Source organism: Paracoccus suum (assembly GCF_003324675.1).
Taxonomy (GTDB): domain Bacteria; phylum Pseudomonadota; class Alphaproteobacteria; order Rhodobacterales; family Rhodobacteraceae; genus Paracoccus; species Paracoccus suum.
Genome location: NZ_CP030918.1, coordinates 2117031 through 2129221, shown reverse-complemented (window position 1 = coordinate 2129221; position 12191 = coordinate 2117031). Strand labels below are relative to the sequence as shown.

General features: G+C 65.1%; 27 protein-coding genes and 1 tRNA gene. 22 read left to right on the top strand and 6 right to left on the bottom strand.

Annotation, left to right across the window (positions count from 1 at the left end; all coding sequences use genetic code 11):
- From DRW48_RS10355 to DRW48_RS10350, 3 genes are all read right to left on the bottom strand, one after another.
- On the bottom strand, positions 1–252 hold the full coding sequence (locus DRW48_RS10355; RefSeq protein ID WP_114076358.1) for a hypothetical protein: 252 nt from the start codon (positions 250–252) through the stop codon (positions 1–3).
- A gap of 251 nt (positions 253–503) precedes the next feature.
- The gene (locus DRW48_RS15955) at positions 504–659 is read right to left on the bottom strand and encodes a hypothetical protein (RefSeq protein ID WP_162784726.1); all 156 of its coding nucleotides are present in this window, start codon (positions 657–659) and stop codon (positions 504–506) included.
- Between the two features lie 260 nt (positions 660–919).
- Complete coding sequence (locus DRW48_RS10350; RefSeq protein ID WP_114076357.1) at positions 920–1141, bottom strand: YdaS family helix-turn-helix protein; 222 nt, start codon at positions 1139–1141, stop codon at positions 920–922.
- A gap of 128 nt (positions 1142–1269) precedes the next feature.
- Here DRW48_RS10350 and DRW48_RS10345 point away from each other — a divergent pair, with 128 nt between their 5' ends.
- From DRW48_RS10345 to DRW48_RS16345, 21 genes are all read left to right on the top strand, one after another.
- Complete coding sequence (locus tag DRW48_RS10345) at positions 1270–1827, top strand: helix-turn-helix domain-containing protein (protein WP_162784725.1); 558 nt, start codon at positions 1270–1272, stop codon at positions 1825–1827.
- A gap of 154 nt (positions 1828–1981) precedes the next feature.
- Positions 1982–2275, top strand: coding sequence for a hypothetical protein (locus DRW48_RS10340; RefSeq protein WP_114076355.1), 294 nt, complete (start codon positions 1982–1984; stop codon positions 2273–2275).
- Entirely contained in the window at positions 2275–2475 is a 201-nt protein-coding gene (locus DRW48_RS10335; protein ID WP_114076354.1) for a hypothetical protein, read from the top strand. Before DRW48_RS10340 ends, DRW48_RS10335 begins: the two co-directional genes overlap by 1 nt.
- Positions 2472–2618, top strand: coding sequence for a hypothetical protein (locus tag DRW48_RS15950; protein WP_162784724.1), 147 nt, complete (start codon positions 2472–2474; stop codon positions 2616–2618). The genes DRW48_RS10335 and DRW48_RS15950 overlap by 4 nt, the downstream gene beginning before the upstream one ends.
- Entirely contained in the window at positions 2615–3049 is a 435-nt protein-coding gene (locus DRW48_RS10330) for a hypothetical protein (RefSeq protein WP_114076353.1), read from the top strand. Before DRW48_RS15950 ends, DRW48_RS10330 begins: the two co-directional genes overlap by 4 nt.
- Entirely contained in the window at positions 3046–3222 is a 177-nt protein-coding gene (locus DRW48_RS15945; protein ID WP_162784723.1) for a hypothetical protein, read from the top strand. Before DRW48_RS10330 ends, DRW48_RS15945 begins: the two co-directional genes overlap by 4 nt.
- A gap of 159 nt (positions 3223–3381) precedes the next feature.
- Positions 3382–3597, top strand: coding sequence for a hypothetical protein (locus tag DRW48_RS10325; RefSeq protein ID WP_114076352.1), 216 nt, complete (start codon positions 3382–3384; stop codon positions 3595–3597).
- Positions 3597–4088: a siphovirus Gp157 family protein gene (locus DRW48_RS10320; protein WP_114076351.1), complete on the top strand. Its 492-nt coding sequence runs from the start codon at positions 3597–3599 to the stop codon at positions 4086–4088. The genes DRW48_RS10325 and DRW48_RS10320 overlap by 1 nt, the downstream gene beginning before the upstream one ends.
- Entirely contained in the window at positions 4088–4699 is a 612-nt protein-coding gene (locus DRW48_RS10315) for an RAD52 family DNA repair protein (RefSeq protein WP_114076350.1), read from the top strand. Before DRW48_RS10320 ends, DRW48_RS10315 begins: the two co-directional genes overlap by 1 nt.
- Entirely contained in the window at positions 4699–5097 is a 399-nt protein-coding gene (locus DRW48_RS10310; RefSeq protein WP_114076349.1) for a single-stranded DNA-binding protein, read from the top strand. Before DRW48_RS10315 ends, DRW48_RS10310 begins: the two co-directional genes overlap by 1 nt.
- Complete coding sequence (locus DRW48_RS10305) at positions 5094–5297, top strand: hypothetical protein (RefSeq protein ID WP_114076348.1); 204 nt, start codon at positions 5094–5096, stop codon at positions 5295–5297. Before DRW48_RS10310 ends, DRW48_RS10305 begins: the two co-directional genes overlap by 4 nt.
- Complete coding sequence (locus DRW48_RS10300; RefSeq protein WP_241963238.1) at positions 5294–5692, top strand: recombination protein NinB; 399 nt, start codon at positions 5294–5296, stop codon at positions 5690–5692. Before DRW48_RS10305 ends, DRW48_RS10300 begins: the two co-directional genes overlap by 4 nt.
- Positions 5689–6069: a DUF968 domain-containing protein gene (locus DRW48_RS10295; RefSeq protein ID WP_114076347.1), complete on the top strand. Its 381-nt coding sequence runs from the start codon at positions 5689–5691 to the stop codon at positions 6067–6069. The genes DRW48_RS10300 and DRW48_RS10295 overlap by 4 nt, the downstream gene beginning before the upstream one ends.
- Positions 6066–6368: a hypothetical protein gene (locus DRW48_RS10290; RefSeq protein ID WP_114076346.1), complete on the top strand. Its 303-nt coding sequence runs from the start codon at positions 6066–6068 to the stop codon at positions 6366–6368. The genes DRW48_RS10295 and DRW48_RS10290 overlap by 4 nt, the downstream gene beginning before the upstream one ends.
- On the top strand, positions 6358–6825 hold the full coding sequence (locus DRW48_RS15940; protein ID WP_162784722.1) for a hypothetical protein: 468 nt from the start codon (positions 6358–6360) through the stop codon (positions 6823–6825). The genes DRW48_RS10290 and DRW48_RS15940 overlap by 11 nt, the downstream gene beginning before the upstream one ends.
- Positions 6818–7153 (top strand): hypothetical protein, encoded by a 336-nt coding sequence (locus DRW48_RS10285; RefSeq protein ID WP_162784721.1) that lies wholly within the window; start codon positions 6818–6820, stop codon positions 7151–7153. The genes DRW48_RS15940 and DRW48_RS10285 overlap by 8 nt, the downstream gene beginning before the upstream one ends.
- Positions 7153–7503 carry a thermonuclease family protein gene (locus tag DRW48_RS10280; protein ID WP_114076344.1) on the top strand — a complete coding sequence of 117 codons (351 nt, stop codon included), beginning with the start codon at positions 7153–7155 and terminating at the stop codon, positions 7501–7503. Before DRW48_RS10285 ends, DRW48_RS10280 begins: the two co-directional genes overlap by 1 nt.
- Entirely contained in the window at positions 7503–8084 is a 582-nt protein-coding gene (locus DRW48_RS10275) for a J domain-containing protein (RefSeq protein ID WP_162784720.1), read from the top strand. Before DRW48_RS10280 ends, DRW48_RS10275 begins: the two co-directional genes overlap by 1 nt.
- A complete protein-coding gene (locus DRW48_RS10270) occupies positions 8084–8329 on the top strand; it encodes a helix-turn-helix transcriptional regulator (RefSeq protein ID WP_114076342.1) in 246 nt (81 codons plus the stop codon). Before DRW48_RS10275 ends, DRW48_RS10270 begins: the two co-directional genes overlap by 1 nt.
- A 32-nt stretch (positions 8330–8361) precedes the next feature.
- Positions 8362–9135 carry a hypothetical protein gene (locus tag DRW48_RS10265; protein ID WP_241963237.1) on the top strand — a complete coding sequence of 258 codons (774 nt, stop codon included), beginning with the start codon at positions 8362–8364 and terminating at the stop codon, positions 9133–9135.
- On the top strand, positions 9111–9392 hold the full coding sequence (locus DRW48_RS16345) for a tyrosine-type recombinase/integrase (RefSeq protein WP_241963236.1): 282 nt from the start codon (positions 9111–9113) through the stop codon (positions 9390–9392). The genes DRW48_RS10265 and DRW48_RS16345 overlap by 25 nt, the downstream gene beginning before the upstream one ends.
- Positions 9393–9430: 38 nt before the next feature.
- On the opposite strand, the gene DRW48_RS10260 is transcribed toward DRW48_RS16345, so the two are convergent.
- The 3 genes from DRW48_RS10260 to DRW48_RS16340 all read right to left on the bottom strand — a co-directional run bounded on the left by DRW48_RS10260 (position 9431) and on the right by DRW48_RS16340 (position 10309).
- Positions 9431–9507, bottom strand: a tRNA-Arg gene (locus DRW48_RS10260).
- On the bottom strand, positions 9498–10013 hold the full coding sequence (locus DRW48_RS10255) for a GNAT family N-acetyltransferase (protein ID WP_241963235.1): 516 nt from the start codon (positions 10011–10013) through the stop codon (positions 9498–9500). The genes DRW48_RS10260 and DRW48_RS10255 overlap by 10 nt, the downstream gene beginning before the upstream one ends.
- Entirely contained in the window at positions 10001–10309 is a 309-nt protein-coding gene (locus DRW48_RS16340) for an ETC complex I subunit (protein ID WP_241963234.1), read from the bottom strand. The genes DRW48_RS10255 and DRW48_RS16340 overlap by 13 nt, the downstream gene beginning before the upstream one ends.
- A gap of 637 nt (positions 10310–10946) precedes the next feature.
- Between DRW48_RS16340 and DRW48_RS10250 the strand changes: the two genes are divergently transcribed.
- Positions 10947–12035, top strand: coding sequence for a Hint domain-containing protein (locus tag DRW48_RS10250; RefSeq protein ID WP_114076340.1), 1089 nt, complete (start codon positions 10947–10949; stop codon positions 12033–12035).
- Positions 12036–12191 lie beyond the last annotated feature (156 nt).

The window sequence follows — 12191 nt, the reverse complement described above, 5'->3', positions numbered from 1 at the left end:
TCATCGGGCGCCCCCGGAGGTCCGCCGATAGCCAGCGGTCAGCGTGACGGTGATGGCCTCGTCATCGACGTGGACGGATGTGCAGGACTCGTCGTCACCGATGGCGGCGCTTGCGCGATCCTTGGCGTCCAACATCTCGCGAACGGCCATCAGTTCGTCGAACGACAGCGCCGCGAGCGGGGCGGGCAGAACGACTGGATCCACATCGGCGATCTGGTCGCGCGGATAGTGGAGGGGATGTGAGGGGGTCATGAGCGAGCCTCTTGCGTCAGAGCCTGCGCGAAGCGACTTTGCCCGTGCCGCCCCTGCGGGAACAGGGACGGCACGTATCCACCCGGCTCATGCGAAGGAGATGCCGAATGGAATCCAAGGATCAGGAGGAGCGCATTGCGGCGCCTGGAGAAGCAGGTCGCTCTGCTGGTTCGGGAGATCGCTACGCTGAAGGGAGCGACAACCGGGCGAGGATTGCTCGCTGCGCTGCACGATGCGGAGCAGAGATACGGCTAGCCGTGGCGCTCTCTGTAGTGCTTCAGATCTTCCAGATCGCCGTGCGCGAGCCTGACGCTCACACGCAGGCGCCGAATCCTGTATATCGCCCACGCCGCCAGTACGGCGGTCGCCAGCACGTTGAGGCCGACAACGGCCGCGAGAAGGATCATGGCGTGTCCTTTGCTGGGGATGTGATGTGCCGGGGTGCACGCGCACCCGCCCCGGCTCGGGCGTCGCGGAGGGAGGACCGCTGCGTGTGTCTGAGGGGGCGGTCATTTGCGCGACCCCAAAAGTTCGACGAGGGAAAGAGCAGCGAACAACACGCCACACGTCGCGAGCGTAGCGGCCAGAGGTCCCGGCTCCGACCGATAGGCCAGGATCACATACCCTATGCCGGTAGCGGCGTGCACCGTCGCGCTGCCGAGACGGGTCATGCTGCGCCTCGTTCTTGGAAAATGTCCGGGCGAAGAACCGACTTACTGACCTGCCCGCCGGTCGCAGCCTCGATCGCGAGGGCCATCTCGGCGGTGATCGAGGGCGCGCGCAGGAGATACGAGATTTGCTGCTGCGAACATTTCGCCGCCTCTGCCAGCTTGGCTTGCGAGCCGAGCAGGTCGATGGCGCGTTCGATGTGGGGGCGGAAGTGCGTCATACTAGAAATCTAGTTGAGGGCCGACTGCATTGCAACTAGAAATCTTGTCGGACGGGAAAAGTCCGATCTGCTATTCCCGCGCCATGACGATCGGTCGGAATCTCAAGCGCTTCAGAGAAGAAGCTGGCATGTCCCAGGCGGAGCTTGCGCGCCGGGCCAAGGTCTCTCAGCAACTGATCTCACAGCTTGAGCGCGACGCGCCTACCTCTACGAAGAAACTGCCAGACATTGCGGCAGCGCTCGGGGTGCAGGCGTCCGATATTGACCGACGGTTTGCTTCCGTGTCGCCACCGTCGGTCGAGATGGTCCCTCTGGTGTCATGGGTGAGCGCCGGCCAGATCAAGGACCACGATAGCGTCGACAATCTTTCGGACTATCCAACCGTAGCAACGTCTGGGCTTCCTCCTGGTCGCTGGATCGGGCTGCGTGTCGAAGGGTTCTCGATGAGCAAGTTGTCTCCACCGGATTCTGTGCTACTCGTGAACCTCGATGATACTCGCCTTGTGGCTGGACGGTGCTACATCGTCGCCCACCCCGAGACAGGGGAGGCCACCTACAAGGCCTACCAGCCCGACCGCGATCCGGTGTTTCAACCCCTCACCTACAAGGAGGGGATAGAGCCGCCAGCTTTCCCCGCCGGAGTCCGCGTTATAGGTCGCGTCTACCGCTCCTACATCGACCTCTAGCTGCGCGCTTCGTGGCTTTTGCACCCATTCTGGGCGCATGGGCCATGCGCGTCGATGACCGATCACTAGTTTTCTTGTTTTTGTCGTTGACGGCATACTAGTTTGCTAGTAGACCTGATCCCAACGCGCCACCCCGGCGCAGAGGGAGACCACCATGCACCGCATCCTCGCCGCCGCCGCTCTGATCGCCCTGACCGGCCCGGCCCACGCCTCTGATGTCTGCGACACGCTGGGCGATCTCGGCAGCCTCATGGTCGAGGCGCACCAGTCCGGCACCCTGACCGAGCGTCAGGCCGTCGCCATGCTCTCGGCCAGCGACATGCCCGTCTCCGTCAAGCCGCTCGTGAAGACCATCGTCAGTAATGGCTTCGATTGGGAAGGCGAGCCGGATGTCTACGGGGCCTTCGTCCGCGCCACCTGCGAGGACGCGGTGGGGGACGCGCTGTGATGGCTGATCCCGATGAACTGATCCGCCGCATGGCGATGATGCTGGACTGCTGCACCGACCATCTGGACAAGGCAGCCGCCGCCGAGAAGCGCCGCGAGGCCGGCAAGGCGATGCGCCAGATCACCGAGCAACAGCGCGCCGAAGCTGCCCGCGAGCTGATCGCGGAAGCTGAGCTGTTCTTGTCGGGGAAAACGCAATGATCCGCGACCTGCTCAACGTCTGGCGCGAGAACCCCGTGTCCGCGCTCACCGGCGCGGTTATCACCTTGGCCCTGATCTTCGGTGCCCCGACCTATTGCTGGCTCATCCAGAACGGCGACCGCCTGATCGGGGGTATGCTGTGACCTCCTGCCACTGCTGCAAGGGCGCCCGCGTCATACAGGCCCGCGACCTTGCCACCGGGATCGCCAAGACCGGCATCTGCCCGATCTGCGAGGGCACCGGACGCGCTGACCGCGTGGCCACCGCCAAGGACGTGTTCCTGCGCGACCTGCTGACCACGATCAACACCTCGGCGGCGCTGGACGAATGCGCGCATGAGCTGGTGATCGATCGGATCAAGGATGCCGTCCGCGATGGCAGCTACGGCGCCGAGACGTATCACGCCGAGCCCTACAGCTGGGGCGGCAGTCGGGGCACCGAGACCACGATCACGCTCACGTCCTGGTCGCTCTGCTGCCACGACCTGACCCGCGACGACGCCGTGCTGCTGCTCGGCGAGACCCCGGTCACCGACATCGAGGACACCCGCACCCCTTTCGAGGAGGCCGCATGATGGACACCCGCACCCCTTCCCATCTGGACGAATGGTTCGCCGAGCGCCGCGACATGATGGAACGGACGGCGGCGGAGGCCGAGGTCGAGCGCCACTTCGTCACCGCCCTTGTTGTCACCTACTGCGTGACCGGCGCCCTGGCCGTGGCGGTGGCCGGGCTGCTGCTGATGTGACTGCCCGCGCGGGGTGCCTGTATCTCCCGCGCCAACTGCCGGCGGCCTCTGCGCCGCACGTCGCCGGCCTTTTATTCCCGCCGCACTCCCGCGGCACCCGCCCCGGCTGACCGAACACGACCGCAGCCGGGGCGGCCATCCCATCCCCGAGAGGACGCCATGAACGCCATGAGCCAGATGCCGGATCATCCCGGCCCTCATCAGCACCCGACGCCATCGGCCGTGCTCTGCGCCATCGCGGAAGAGATGGCCCGCTACAACCGCGCGAACCCGGACGCCCCGCAGAGGGCGACCTTCATGGCGGTGGTGCGCGATGGCGTCAGCCGCGCCAATGCCGAGCACCGCGCGGCGCGCGAAGTGTGGGGGCTGGTGTGATGCGGATGATCGATCTCGACCATATCCGCCGCTGGTCCGCGCAGATCGCCGAGACCGACGACCCCGAAACCGAGGCCGGGTATCTGGACACGCTCGACGGCGAGACAGACGCCTTGGACATTGCCGATCGGCTGATCCGCAGCGTTCTTCGCGACGAGACGATGAGCGAGGCCGCGAGCGTCGAGGCCAAGCAGTTGCAGGCCCGGGCCAAGCGCTACGCGGATCGTGCCGCACGGGGCCGACAAGTCATCGGTGAACTGCTGGACGCCATGCAGGTGCGCAAGATTGAGCGACCCCGGGCGACCGTCAGCCGCACGGCAGGCCGCACACATGCAGATATCGTGGATCCCGACGCCGTCCCGACCCAGCTGTGCCAGATCAAGCGGCAGCCCGACGCCACCGCGATCCGCAAGGCCCTGGAGGCCGGCGAGGATGTGCCGGGTGCCGTGCTGGCGCGCGGGTCGGACAGCATCAGCATGCGGGTGGCGTGATGGATTGGCTCACCGCAACAGATGCCCTGACCCGCAAGCTCGACCCGAAGCACGTCAGCAGCCGCAAGCAGGGCGGCGGGCAGGTCCAGTATGTGGAGGGCTGGCACGCGATCGCCGAGGCGAACCGAATTTTCGGTCACGGCGCATGGGCGCGTGAAACTGTCGAACTGCGCCAGTTGGGCGAGCCTCGCGAGACCGAAGGCAAGTTCCGTGTCGAATACCTCGCCCGCGTCCGCATCACCGTGTGGCTCGATGGCCCCCCGGTGGTCCGTGAAGGCTGCGGGTTTGGCCAGGGCATCGACCGGGACGTTGGCCAGGCGCACGAAAGCGCACTGAAGGAGGCAGAGACGGACGCCATGAAGCGGGCGCTGATGACCTTCGGCAACCCCTTCGGCCTCGCCCTCTACGACAAGTCCCGCGCCGATGTCGGGGTGGATGCGTCCCCGGCCGATGTCGAGCGTGCGGTCGCGATCATGGCCGCTGCGACAACCGTGGAAGCGCTGACCGCCGCGTGGCGCGCGCTGCCTCAACACGTCGGACAGGACGAGCGCGTGAAAGCGGCGGCGGCTGTTCGGAAGACACACCTGATCCAGAACAAGGAGGCCGCGTGATGAAGACGATCACTGTCGCCGGGAATATCGGCAAAGACGCTGTGACCCGCACCACGCAGGGCGGTGACAAGGTCACCAGTTGGACTGTCGCCGTCGAGGAACGTGCCGGGCAGGAAAAGCGCACGATCTGGTTCGACTGCTCGCTGTGGGGGAAACGCGGCGAGGCCCTGGCGCAGTATCTGACAAAAGGCGGCCGTGTTGCCGTGTCTGGAGATCTGTCCACGCGAGAGCACGAGGGCCGCACTTACCTGACCGTTCGCGCCGATCAGGTCACTCTGCTGGGTGGCAGCCAACAGACCGGGGGCGCCCGCGCCAGCGGCGCTCCGGCCGGCGGCGCGCCGAGCAACGCCCCGACCTTTGACGACGACATCCCATTTGCCCCGTGCGTGATGCTGTGACGCACGCGATCCCATCTGAAAACGCCATCGTGGACGCGATCCACAAGGTGGCCGAGCTGGCCGGCTATGACCCGGAGATACTGCCCGAGGTTGCCCGGCTGTTGGCGCCCAAGGACGCCGACGAGGACGAGCGGGGCATTGTCTCTGCCGCCGTGCAGGCCGTGTGGCGCACCCGGTTCAACACGGATTGGGGGGGATGATGCAAGGACAGACCGTCATCCTCGCCGATCTGGATCAGCGCATCCTCGCCAAGCACCTGATCGACATCGCGCCGGCAGGTGCGGTGGCCAACATCCGCGAGGCCACCCGCTCGTCAGAGCAAAACGCAAAGATGTGGGCGATGCTCTCGGATATCGCGCGCGCGGCGCCCGAGGGTCGGAAGATGCCCACGGAGACATGGAAAGCCGCGTTCATGTCAGCGCTGGGGCACGAGATCATGTGGCAGCCGGGGCTGGACGGCAATCCGCCGTTCCCTGCCGGCTTCCGTTCCTCGCGGCTGACCAAGGCGCAGATGGCGGACCTGATCACCTTCATCGCGGAGTATGGCGACCGGCACGGGGTCCGGTGGTCGGGACCAGGCGAGGTGGCGGCATGAGTAACCTCGCTCGTCGCGGTCCCGTTGGTCTCAAGCCAGACGGCCCCACCGCCGCCGACCGCGCTGCTGGTCGCGCGCATATGGCTCGCGTCGCCCAGCTGCCTTGCATCATCTGCGGTGCCCGGCCCGTTGAAGTCCATCATTGCATCAGCGGCCGGTTCGGCCAGCGCCGGGTGTCCGACTTCGACACGATCCCGCTTTGCGCCCGACACCATCGCGAGGGTCCGTTCTCGATCCACGGGAACAAGGCGCTGTGGGTGGCGACGAATGGCCCGGACACCGATTTCCTGCCGCGCGTCGCTGCGCTGCTGGCCGATCACGACATGGGCGCGGTCGAGATGATCGAGGCCGCATTTGGGCAAGGGGACGAGAAATGAGTGCTAATCGACCCGAAGACTTGGCCGCTGAAATCACTTTGGAATTGGAGCGGGCGCGTGCCAAGTTCCCCGGTAAGAACGTCACGTTCGCGGCGCTTGTTGAGGAAGTGGGCGAACTCGCGACAGCCATCTTTGAAGAACCGGCGGAGCGTGTCCGCGAAGAAGCAATCCAGGTCGCAGTCATGGCTATGCGCATCGTTCTAGACGGCGATCACACCTACGAGCCATGGCGAAAATCTAAAGGGCTGGACGCCTTGACAGAGGCGTCCTCGGACAAGGGGGCGCGCAATGCCCGCTGACTGGACACCCGAGCGCGCCCGCGAACTGCTGGAAAGGCTGACCGGATGGACGCCGGGGCCGTGGTGGACTGACGGAAAATATAATCCCGCCGAAAACGGCGTGGCCATCATCGCGGCCCGAACCGACTGCGGACCTCTCCCCGGCAATCCAACCAGAGGATTGGTGGCATGGGCCAGCGAACTACTGGATGAGCAGGCTTCTACATGCGAGGCAGGGGCCCGTCTAATCTCCGCCGCCCCCGACCTGCACGCCGCCCTGACCGCCTCGCTGGAGCGCGAGGCGCAACTGTCGGCCGAGATCGAGCGAATGCGGGTGGCACTGGAATGGTATGAAGCGCGGGTTCGGCTGTGTATCAAGCTAGGCGGCATACCCGATGGAGATGCTGCACGCCACGCACTTTCCGCTGACGGCGGGGAACGCGCCCGTGCCGCGCTGGAGGGCCGGAGCGATGGCTGACAAGCGGAAGCTGCTCCGCGTGGCGATCAACGTGAACATTGGCGGGGACTTCGAGGTCTTTGCGGACGAGGGCGTCGAAGTGATCTGCGTGTGCGATTTTGCGGAGGACGACCGCCTCTATCGTGCCAGTCCGCGGCCGATACCGGAAGGGATGCTGGATGGACCGATCGGCCATGCGGGGGATGGATCCCGCGCCGAGCGATTGGCGCACGCCGTATCCAAGGAACTGGACGAGGGCGCCCCGCTGCACGATCTCAAGAACGCGGCCCATCGGCGGGTCCGCCGCGAAGCCCTGCGCGTGGTGACGAACGAGGAGCGCGGACGCTGATGACCTGCCTCGCTGCCCTCTGCCTGATCGGGGCCCTCGCCGTCGACGGCGACACCCTGCGCGCGGGTGACCTGCGCGTGCGCATCTGGGGGATCGACGCACCAGAGCGGATGGACCCCTACGGCCCCGCCTCCAGCGCAGCCATGGCCGCCCTGATCGATGGCAAGGTGCTCGCCTGTGACGACCGGGGCCCTGACCGCTACGGCCGCACCGTCAGCCGCTGCGTGCTGCCAGACGGCAGGGACATCGCCTGCGTCATGGTCGCGGCGGGACAGGCCAAGGACTGGCCGCGATATTCAAAGGGTGCCTATGCCGCGTGCAACGGCTCCCGGCCGCCGGGGAGGCGCTGATGACCCAAGCTTTCCCGCTTCAATGGCCTGTCGGGCGGCCGAGGACCAAGGCCCGCGTCAAGAGCGCGTTCAAAGTCACGCCTCGGACCGCATACGAGGATCTGATGGAAGAGTTGCGCCGCTACGGCGCGGGCAATGTGGTCGTCAGTAGCAACGCCCCGCTCCGGCGCGACGGCGCGCCCTACGCTGACGCCTTGGATGATCGGCTCGATGATCCGGGCGTCGCCGTCTATTTCGTGCGGAAGAAGCGGCTGGTCTGCCTGTCGTGTGACAGCTTCACCCTTCCCTTTGAGAACATCCGAGCAGTTGGCCTTTCGGTGAAAGCTTATCGCGACATGGAGCGATGGGGGGCAGGCCAGATCGTGGATCAGGCATTCGAAGGCTTTGCTGCCCTTCCGCCACCCGGCGCCGGTGCCGAAGTCGCTGCGCGCGCGTGGTGGGTTGTCCTCGGCGTGGAAGCCAACGCCACGAGCGACCAGATCGACGCAGCATATAAGAGCAAGGCGCGTGCCGCGGGCGGGGCATCCGTTGACCTCAACGCCGCGCGGGATGCGGGGCGGCTTGCTGCGGGGACAATCTAATGACCGCGCGCGCCAACCTCACCTACCTGCCCCGGCTGCTGGGCGAGGCCGAGGCCGCGCGCTACATCGGCGTGTCCGCCAACACCCTTCGTGCCTTGTCCATCCCCCGCCGCGTCTTGGGCGCGCGCCGCCTCTATCTTCGCGACGATCTTGACGCCTATGCCTACGCCCTGCCTTCTGAGGGGCAGCCCAATATCGAGGCCGAGGAAGATGCGTGCGACAGGGCGTTTGGTATCCGAAATTGAAGGGCATCCGTCGCCAGAGGCGCGGGGACCGCGTGGTCCGCTACCATCGCGCCACGGGCACTCGCCTGCCCGATGACCTCCCGGAGACGCACCCCGACTTCATCGCAGCCTGGGCCCGGGCGGAAGCTGATGCCGACGACCCACAGGCGCGCGCCGCGCGCCGCGCGCCGATCAGGGAGGGCACAATTGCGGCGGCCATCCGGTCGATGCGGCAAGGCGCCGAGTGGAAAGCGCTGTCACCGCTTTATCAGTCAATCATCCTGCGGGCGACTGATGGCATCGGGTCCGCACACGGCACGCTGCCCATTGCTGGCATCCGCCGCCGGCACATCGAGGCCGACCTAGAAAAGCTGGACCCGAACCCGGCCAACGCCCGACTCAAGGCGTGGCGCATGCTGTGCCGAATCGCAGTGCGCCAAGGGGTCATTCAGGACGACCCTTCTCTCGCCGTCGCCAAGCGGAGGATTCGCACTGATGGCCACATCGCATGGAGCGCAGACGACGTTGCCGCCTTTCGCTCGCAGCATCCAATCGGGACGCCGGCTCGGGCCTGCTTCGAGCTGATCTACTGGACCGCGGTCAGGACCTGCGACGCCGTGGTGCTCAGCCCCGCACATGTCGGGACCGACGGCGTGCTTGCCTTTCGGCAGACCAAGACAGGCGGCATGGCCCATGTGCCCTGGTCATGCCCCTGCCCGCCTGGGCGCAGGCTTGGTCCCCGGAGCGCGCCCAAGTCCACGATTCGCTTCGCTGCCTGGCGGGCGGCTTCACCTTCCTCGCGGTGGATGGCCGAGTTCGAAGCGTGAAGGGCCTCAGCAACACGATCAGCGAGGCCGCGCGCGCCGCGGGCTTGTCGAATCGCACCGCCCACGGATTGCGAAAGGCGCGCTTGACCGCGATCGCAGAAGCGGGCGGCTCGGCGCATGCGATAATGGCGTGGGGTGGCCACAAGAGCCTGTCGGAGGCGCAGCGCTATACCTCAGCGGCGCAGACGCGCCGGCTCGTAATGGGAACAGAACAGGAAGGGAACGCTGTATCACTGCGCCGAAGTGATACAATTTAGCCGCCAACCGTTTGTTATCGCTTCGATAAAAACGCGGCTGGCGACCCCGGCAGGACTCGAACCTGCAACCATCCGATTAGAAGTCGGATGCTCTATCCAGTTGAGCTACGGGGCCGTGCCGGCGCGGTTCTGCACCGGTGTGTCAGCAGGGGCAAGCGGCAGGGTCATGAAGACGCTGTTCGGATCGGGCGCATAGTTGCCGAATGGCGGGCAGTCGACGAATCCGGCCCGGGCATATAGCGCGCGGGCGGCGCCGAAGGTCGGCGGGGCGCCCGTCTCCAGATAGAGGCGCGCCAGCCCCTCGGCCCGCGCCACCTCGATCAGATGCGACAGCAGACGGTGCGAAAGCCCCTGCCCGCGATATTCGGACAGCACATGCATCGACTTCAACTCGCCCCAGCTGCCACTGCGCTTCAGCGCGCCCATGGCGGCGGCGCCATCATCAACGCGCAGCAGGTAAAAGCTGATGCCGGGCGCGGCCAGTGCCTCGCGCGGTAGCATATGGATCGACTCGGGCGGCGTGTCAGCATGCATGTCGGCGGTGTGGCGCGCGAACAGCAGGTCGGCCGCCTCGTCGAGCGGCGATGCCTCAGCGATAGCGATCGTGGTCAATGCGTCCACGGCATCCGCCGATCGGGAACGAAGTTCTCGGCATAGCCGCGCGAGCGGATATTGGGCGCGCGGCGCTGGTTCTCGAGCACGACAAAGTCGATGCCGCGCGACTTGGCATAGGCCTCGGCCTGGGCGCGAGTCTCGAACCGCAGGCGTACCTGCCGCTGGGTATCGCCCGAGCTGGTCCAGCCCATCAGCGGATCGATCTCGCGCTCGCCGGTCGGATCATAGTCCAGGACCCAATGATTGCGGGCGCTGCCCGACTGCATGGCATTGCGGGCAGGCTGATAAATCCGGGCGCGCATGGCTTACCTTCGATCGACGACACAGAAACCGGTTATCGGCCAACCCCGGACGGCGATCAAGGCGCCAAAGGGTTCGGGCCGCGGACGGGGGCGTGGCGCAAGCTGTGGGCCGAGCGTGGGTCCAGATCCGTATAGAACCTAGCCCTCCGCCGCCCTGCCCAGTTCCAGCACGAACGTCCAGAAAGGCGCGTGTGGGTCGACGGAGGAACGCTGTTGACCGAAAGCGCAAGACAGGGAGCGGGGAAACGGCGGAGTGCCAATCCCGCGGCCTCGTGAGCAGCAGAGCGACATGCCAACCGGGCGTGACAATAGTTAACGCTGATAATTGCAATCGGGGGCTGCATAAACCGTGCCCGCTCGCCCATCCTAGCCAATTCAGATCATCCCGCGAGGTGATTCGTTTCCCACGGAGAGCGGTCTCGGGAGACGACATGATGTGGCCGTCCTCTGTATCATCCTATGCGTGTACTCCCAAATTTTGGATCGTTTTGAGTTCTTCCCAGAAATGTATCTGACAAAATTGATTGCACGCCTGGGTTGAGTTCTATTGTCGCTTTAAATGCCGTCCTCCAACGAATTGCCGCCAGGGCCAACCGAAGCGTTTTCGACCGGCCCATTGGTGATACTGGAGCTGACAATGGCGAATTTCACGGTACTCGGTTACGACACGCTTTTCGGGAACACGACCGGCGACATCAACCAAACCATCGAGGTTGATCAAAACGGCACGCCAGGCCCGATCTCGATCGAGTTCAATCGCACCAACCCCAATTCAGGCAAGGTCGATCCGTCGAACCCTGAATGGGATAAATATACTCTGACCGAGACCTCTGACCCCGCCAATGTCGGCTCGGCGACCCTCGGGAACGGCAGCAACAAGGACGGTGACGCGGATCAGAAGGACATCGGCCGGTCCACCAGGCCGAACGAGAACGACTGGCAGCACGACACCTTCCAGTTCACCTTCGACACCTCGTCCCAGGCCTGGCACGACCTGGCCATCGGGCAGAGCGTCACCGTGACCTACAAGCTCGATGCATTCGAGTACCTTCACGGCGGTCACACCGACAGCGACTCGATGACGATCACGCTGACCTTCGTGAAGACCTGCTTCACCGCCGACAGCCTGATCCGCATGGCGGACGGCAGCGAACGCCGCGCCGCGGACATCAATGTCGGCGACATGGTCGCGACGCTGGATAATGGCGCGCGTCCCGTGCGTTGGGTCGGCAAGACTGTGGTGGCGGGCGCCGAGTTCACTCACTTCCCCAGCTGGAAGCCGGTGCTGATCCGCGCCGGATCGCTCGGCACCGGCCTGCCGGCGAGCGACCTGCAGGTCTCGCAACTGCATCGCGTCGTCGTGCGCGGCACGCTCGCGCGTCAGCATTTCGACAGCGACGAGGTTCTGATCGCAGCCCGCTTCCTGATCGCACTCGATGGGGTCGAGATCGTTCAAGACGTTAACCGTATCGAGTATGTCCACTTCATGTTTGATCGGCATGAGATCATCACTGCGAACGGTGTGCAGAGCGAGAGCTTCTGTGTATCGCCGCTATCCCGGAACCAAGTTGGCGCTGCCCAACTTGCGGAATTGGAAGCCTTTTTCCCCGAACTGGCGGAAATCGTGCGTTCCGGCCGTCAGGATCTGGTGCGCCCGGTGGCGCGCGGCCCTCTGGCCGAAAAGATCATTGCCAAGTACCGCGATGCGGGTGCGACCCTTCAATAGCCTTCGATCTTCTGGGCATTTTAATTAACGAGGTCGCCCGGCACGTAGTCCGGGCGACCTTTCTACCTATGGTTGTTTAGTTTACAGTTTCCGAATTGTTAACTATCAATTGTTAAATCAGGTCTGGTTCAAAGCTGGAGAATAGTTGCGCAAACA

Bases quoted from the DNA above. Each gene is read 5' to 3' on its own strand.
- DRW48_RS10355 (WP_114076358.1), bottom strand. From the start codon at position 252: ATGACCCCCTCACATCCCCTCCACTATCCGCGCGACCAGATCGCCGAT.
- DRW48_RS15955 (WP_162784726.1), bottom strand. From the start codon at position 659: ATGATCCTTCTCGCGGCCGTTGTCGGCCTCAACGTGCTGGCGACCGCC.
- DRW48_RS10350 (WP_114076357.1), bottom strand. From the start codon at position 1,141: ATGACGCACTTCCGCCCCCACATCGAACGCGCCATCGACCTGCTCGGC.
- DRW48_RS10345 (WP_162784725.1), top strand. From the start codon at position 1,270: ATGTCCCAGGCGGAGCTTGCGCGCCGGGCCAAGGTCTCTCAGCAACTG.
- DRW48_RS10340 (WP_114076355.1), top strand. From the start codon at position 1,982: ATGCACCGCATCCTCGCCGCCGCCGCTCTGATCGCCCTGACCGGCCCG.
- DRW48_RS10335 (WP_114076354.1), top strand. From the start codon at position 2,275: ATGGCTGATCCCGATGAACTGATCCGCCGCATGGCGATGATGCTGGAC.
- DRW48_RS15950 (WP_162784724.1), top strand. From the start codon at position 2,472: ATGATCCGCGACCTGCTCAACGTCTGGCGCGAGAACCCCGTGTCCGCG.
- DRW48_RS15945 (WP_162784723.1), top strand. From the start codon at position 3,046: ATGATGGACACCCGCACCCCTTCCCATCTGGACGAATGGTTCGCCGAG.
- DRW48_RS10325 (WP_114076352.1), top strand. From the start codon at position 3,382: ATGAACGCCATGAGCCAGATGCCGGATCATCCCGGCCCTCATCAGCAC.
- DRW48_RS10320 (WP_114076351.1), top strand. From the start codon at position 3,597: ATGCGGATGATCGATCTCGACCATATCCGCCGCTGGTCCGCGCAGATC.
- DRW48_RS10315 (WP_114076350.1), top strand. From the start codon at position 4,088: ATGGATTGGCTCACCGCAACAGATGCCCTGACCCGCAAGCTCGACCCG.
- DRW48_RS10310 (WP_114076349.1), top strand. From the start codon at position 4,699: ATGAAGACGATCACTGTCGCCGGGAATATCGGCAAAGACGCTGTGACC.
- DRW48_RS10300 (WP_241963238.1), top strand. From the start codon at position 5,294: ATGATGCAAGGACAGACCGTCATCCTCGCCGATCTGGATCAGCGCATC.
- DRW48_RS10295 (WP_114076347.1), top strand. From the start codon at position 5,689: ATGAGTAACCTCGCTCGTCGCGGTCCCGTTGGTCTCAAGCCAGACGGC.
- DRW48_RS10290 (WP_114076346.1), top strand. From the start codon at position 6,066: ATGAGTGCTAATCGACCCGAAGACTTGGCCGCTGAAATCACTTTGGAA.
- DRW48_RS15940 (WP_162784722.1), top strand. From the start codon at position 6,358: ATGCCCGCTGACTGGACACCCGAGCGCGCCCGCGAACTGCTGGAAAGG.
- DRW48_RS10285 (WP_162784721.1), top strand. From the start codon at position 6,818: ATGGCTGACAAGCGGAAGCTGCTCCGCGTGGCGATCAACGTGAACATT.
- DRW48_RS10280 (WP_114076344.1), top strand. From the start codon at position 7,153: ATGACCTGCCTCGCTGCCCTCTGCCTGATCGGGGCCCTCGCCGTCGAC.
- DRW48_RS10275 (WP_162784720.1), top strand. From the start codon at position 7,503: ATGACCCAAGCTTTCCCGCTTCAATGGCCTGTCGGGCGGCCGAGGACC.
- DRW48_RS10270 (WP_114076342.1), top strand. From the start codon at position 8,084: ATGACCGCGCGCGCCAACCTCACCTACCTGCCCCGGCTGCTGGGCGAG.
- DRW48_RS16340 (WP_241963234.1), bottom strand. From the start codon at position 10,309: ATGCGCGCCCGGATTTATCAGCCTGCCCGCAATGCCATGCAGTCGGGC.
- DRW48_RS10250 (WP_114076340.1), top strand. From the start codon at position 10,947: ATGGCGAATTTCACGGTACTCGGTTACGACACGCTTTTCGGGAACACG.